Below are 4,379 nucleotides of genomic sequence, written 5' to 3'. Positions count from 1 at the left end.
GTCCTGGCCCGCCTGCTGATCCAGGCGGGCTCCGGACGGGCCCTCGTGATGCTCCCGCCGCCACGTTCTCCAGCGCGTCGACGGGACGGACGTCACCTCAGCAGGCGCCGAGGTTCTTCCACACGCCCCACTGGCCGCTCGTGCCCGGGTTCTCGCCCGTGGTCCACCACTTGGCCTCGTACCTCGTGTTGTCGTACGAGACCCGGGCGCCGCCCGTGTAGACCGACCCCGCCGACCAGGCCGGGTCCGTGCACGTGCCGTTGCCGGTCGTGCCGCCGGTGCTTCCGGTCGGGTCGCCGCCCGTCGGGTTGCCGCCGGTGGGGTCGCCTCCCGTGGGGTTGCCCGTGGGGTCGCCGCCGACCGTGATGTCGACGCAGTTGTAGAACGCGTTGACGGTGTTGGACACGTTCCACCGGGCGAGCACCGTGTGGTTGCCCGCAGGCAGGTTCGTCAGGGTGTGCGAGATGTTGCTCGGAGGCTGCGCACCGCCCTGGCTGAACGTCTGGTGGAGCTTGCCGTCGACGAAGTACTCCCACGTGCTCGTGTTGTGGGCCGCCGTGAGCTTCCACTGGAACGTCACCGTCGAGCCGACGCTCTTGCGGGGCCAGGCCTTGCTGTTGTCGTCGAGGACGGTGAACCCGCTGCCGCCCGAGCACTGCATCGACCCCTTGGGTGCCTCGACGCTCTGCGGCTCGTACTGCACCCCTCCGCAGCTGAAGGACACCGCGCCCGTCGCGCAGTTGTCCTGACGGCTGGGCGGGGACGTGATCCACCCGTGCGCCGAGGCGCTGGGTGCCACGACGATCGGGGCCGCGATCGCGGCCACCCCGAGGACGGCGGCGATCATCGCCGCGCGTAGTCGTCTCATGTTTCTCTTCTCGCTCTCCATGGAAGTCGGTAGGCCCCATTGCCGGGCGACCTACTCATGTCGAATCGGACATCTTCGACGCTAAGGAAAGGAACAGGCAGGCACAATCCGGTAAAGCACGTAGGGGGTCCTACGTATCGGGCGCACAAAGAAGTGGTGCCGTGCCAGGAATTCTCCTGGCACGGCGCCATCTCTCTGCGCGTCGTGCGCGGTACCTCACGCCCTCACGCCCTCACGCCCTCACGCCCTCACGGGCGCATCGAGCGTCAGCAGGCGCCGAGGCTCTTCCACGGACCCCACTGCGCGCCCGCGCTGGGCGCCTCGCCCTTGGTCCACCACTTGGCCTCGTAGACCTGGCCGTCGAGCGACACCTTGGTGCCGCCCGTGTAGACGGCGTTGGTGTCCCAGGCCGCGTCGGCGCACTGGCCGGGCGTGCCGCCCGTGGTGCCGCCGGTCGTCCCGCCGGTCGTGCCGGTCTCGCCGCCGGTGGTACCACCGGTCTCGCCGCCCGTCGTGCCCCCCGTGGTGCCGCCACCCTCGACCGTGATGTCGATGCAGTTGTAGAACGAGTTGACCGTGTCGGCCACGTTCCAGCGCGCGAGGATCGTGTGGTTGCCGGCAGGCAGGTTCGTCAGGGTGTGCGAGATGTCCTTGGGCGGCTGCGCGCCACCCTGGTCGTACGTCTGGTGCAGCTTGCCGTCGACGAAGTACTCCCAGGTGCTCGTCGCGTGGTTCGCGGTGAGCTTCCACTGGATCTTGACCGACGAGCCGACCGTCGTGCGCGGCCAGGGCTTGCTGTTGTCGTCGAGGATCGTGTAGCTGCTGCCGCCGCTGCAGGTCGTGCCGCCGTGCGGGGCCTCGACGCTCTGCGGCTCATACTTCAGGGTGCCGCAGTCGAAGGACACGGCGCCGGTCGCGCAGTTGTCCTGACGGCTCGGCGGGGACGTGACCCAGCCGTGGGCAGAGGCGGCGGGCGCCAGCACCACGGGGGCGACGATGGCGGTCGCGCCGAGAACGGCGGTGATGAACGCCGCGCGAAGTCGTCTCATGTGCATCTCGCTTTCATTGTGGTGGACGGCGAGACGCAGAGCCTCGGTCCACCTCGACCAGAACGCTGCGACGGTAGGTCAGCGGTCGTCGCGTCTTCAAATGATCGACAGGGGTAGGGGAAATCACGTAGTCGCACCGTCGTAGTGGGTGGAACGGCTACCTGGTGCGGATCGGGAGCGAGGATTCCGGGGGCGTGCGACGCCCGTGAGATCGTTTCGACGATCAATCGTGTGGAGAACACCTAGATGACCGGAACGTCCGATCTTGGAGAAGACGGCGCGCCGGCAGGTCGGCGGGACCGGGTCTCCGGCGTGACGCCACGGCCGCGGGAGAGGTCTGCCGGCCGCCTCGGGCGAGCGCCGCCGTCGGGCAGGGGACGAAAGTCCCTGACCCCAGGGACCGTCGTCCGTGGCCCGGGGAGGCGCGCAGCCGGGAGGCTGGGAGCATGCCGAACCGTGGAGAGAACCTGACTGCTGCCGTCGTGTACGAGTCGATGTTCGGGAACTGTGAGAAGGTCGCCCGCCAGATCGCCGCCGGCATGGCCACGGGCGTTCCCGTCAAGGTCGTCGACGTCGCGGACGCCGTGGCGGACCCCTCGCTCCTCGACGACGTCGACCTCGTGGTCGCGGGCGGTCCGACGCACTCCATGTCGATGAGCCGGCCGGGGACCCGGGCCGAGGCCGTCCAGCGCTCGGGCGGCACGGTGCCCGCCCGCAACGTCGGGCTGCGCGAGTGGTGCGTCGCGCTGCCCGAGCACTCCGAGGGGGCCGGCCCGCGCTGGGTCACGACGTTCGACACCCGCACGGCCCTGGGGCGTGCGATCCCGAGCTCGGCGTCACGCGCCGCGGCCCGGATCATCACGCGCAAGGGGTACGAGATGCTCGTCCCGCTCCGCTCGTTCCTCGTCGAGGACGCTGCGGGGCCGCTGGTCGACGGGCACATGGAGCAGGCCTACGTCTGGGGCGAGTCGATCGCCGCGGCGTTGCGCGCGAAGGCGCCGCTCACGGTCTGAGACCGTGGGTGCAGGCCGGCCCCACCAGCAGCCGAGCCCGGCCGGGGAAGACGGGCTCAGCCGCTGGTGGGGCCGTCGTGCTGCTGGAGCAGGCCCGTGACGACGTCGAGGATCACGGAGTCCTCCATGCCGAGCGCGCGGCCGCGGGCGACCAGCTCGGTCGCGAGCGCGGCGAAGGACTGCTGGTCGGCCTCCGAGGTGCGGTGCTCGGGCACGGCGACCACGGTTCCCGTGCGGCGCCGGGAGACGACGGCGCCTGCCGCCTCGAGCTCGCGGTAGGCCCGCTGGACCGTCCCGACCGAGATCCCCAGGTCGCGCGCGAGGTCGCGGGACGAGGGCAGGCGGTCGCCCGGGCTCAGCGCCCCCAGGGACACCAGCGCGGTGACCTGGCTGCGGATCTGCTCGTAGACGGGGACGGGGCCTTCGAGGTCGACCGTGAGGGTCTTCATGCGGCGGACGGCAGGGGCGCCGCGGGGGCGGCAGGTGCAGGGTGGCGGGCGAGCACCGAGAGCCCTGCGACGACCGACGTGATCCCGATCGCGGTCGCGACCGCGAACGCGACGAACGCGGCCGGGCTGCGGTCCGCGGAGAAGAGTGCGAGCGACGCGAGCAGCATGACCGCGGCCGTGCCCAGCCCGATGAGCAGCTGCACGCCCGCCAGCACGTGCGCTGCGCTGAGGCGGCGCAGCGCGTCGTCCTCGGCGGGGGTCGCGCCGCTCACGACCGCACGGCGAGAGACGAGCTTGAGGACTCCCAGGGTCGCGAGGGTCACGACGGCCAGGGCGACGAGGAGCGGAACCCCGTAGGGCCAGCCCGGGTAGGGGCCCGAGCTCCCGGTCGACCAGCCGTCGGGGGAGACCTGGATCGGGGCGTCGACGGCGCGCCCGCCCTCGCCTGCGGTCAGGCCGAACACCACGAGCCCGACGGCGGAGATCGCCACGGTCACGAGGAAGAGGGTCAGGCGCCACTCGCCCAGGGAGCGGACGCTCCGTCGGGCGAGCGCCGCGGTCCGCACCGCACCCTGGGTGCGGGGCCAGGTCAGCTCGCCCACGGCGCGGACGGCGAGGAGCAGCACGGCCGTGGCGGGCGGCGCGACGGCGAGCAGCAGACCGGGGGTGTGCGTGCTGCTCGTGAGGTCCGCGGCGCCGGCAGGAGAGAGGGCGTAGGCGAGCACGAGCAGCGCGAGCAGGCCCGCGACGGCCGAGGTCGTCCGCTCGTGGGTCAGGGCGGCGTCGAGGACCTTGCGGGTCGGGTGCCGACGGGAGCGGACCGAACCGGCCAGGATCAGCACCGCGGCCGAGACGGCGCAGAGCGCAGCCAGGGCGGCGACGGGCGGACCGAACATGGGCACTCCTCCGGATGGACCAATGAATCATAGTATTGACTCATTGGTGCCCGGGTGTCCAGCCCGCTCCTCGCCGTCGCGGGGTGCGCCTCGCCCCGTGGCTC

General features: G+C 71.8%; 5 protein-coding genes. 1 reads left to right on the top strand and 4 read right to left on the bottom strand.

Annotated elements, in window-relative coordinates; genetic code table 11:
- Window positions 1-97: 97 nt before the first annotated feature.
- Together ACFWFR_RS17690 and ACFWFR_RS17685 are read right to left on the bottom strand one after the other, a co-directional pair.
- Window positions 98-868 (bottom strand): lytic polysaccharide monooxygenase, encoded by a 771-nt coding sequence (locus ACFWFR_RS17690; protein WP_225220189.1) that lies wholly within the window; start codon window positions 866-868, stop codon window positions 98-100.
- 266 nt (window positions 869-1,134) lie between these two features.
- The gene (locus ACFWFR_RS17685; protein WP_377615212.1) at window positions 1,135-1,917 is read right to left on the bottom strand and encodes a lytic polysaccharide monooxygenase; all 783 of its coding nucleotides are present in this window, start codon (window positions 1,915-1,917) and stop codon (window positions 1,135-1,137) included.
- A 446-nt stretch (window positions 1,918-2,363) separates the two neighbouring features.
- Between ACFWFR_RS17685 and ACFWFR_RS17680 the strand changes: the two genes are divergently transcribed.
- The gene (locus tag ACFWFR_RS17680) at window positions 2,364-2,930 is read left to right on the top strand and encodes a flavodoxin family protein (protein WP_191802791.1); all 567 of its coding nucleotides are present in this window, start codon (window positions 2,364-2,366) and stop codon (window positions 2,928-2,930) included.
- Between the two features lie 56 nt (window positions 2,931-2,986).
- On the opposite strand, the gene ACFWFR_RS17675 is transcribed toward ACFWFR_RS17680, so the two are convergent.
- Together ACFWFR_RS17675 and ACFWFR_RS17670 are read right to left on the bottom strand one after the other, a co-directional pair.
- A complete protein-coding gene (locus ACFWFR_RS17675) occupies window positions 2,987-3,379 on the bottom strand; it encodes a GntR family transcriptional regulator (protein ID WP_191802793.1) in 393 nt (130 codons plus the stop codon).
- Window positions 3,376-4,275 (bottom strand): hypothetical protein, encoded by a 900-nt coding sequence (locus ACFWFR_RS17670; protein ID WP_191802795.1) that lies wholly within the window; start codon window positions 4,273-4,275, stop codon window positions 3,376-3,378. Before ACFWFR_RS17670 ends, ACFWFR_RS17675 begins: the two co-directional genes overlap by 4 nt.
- Between the last annotated feature and the right edge of the window lie 104 nt (window positions 4,276-4,379).

The organism is Oerskovia sp. NPDC060287, from assembly GCF_042726775.1.
Taxonomy (GTDB): Bacteria; Actinomycetota; Actinomycetes; order Actinomycetales; family Cellulomonadaceae; genus Oerskovia; species Oerskovia merdavium.
The sequence above is the reverse complement of the archived record's forward strand: the minus strand, read 5'-3'. Positions and strand labels throughout refer to the sequence as shown.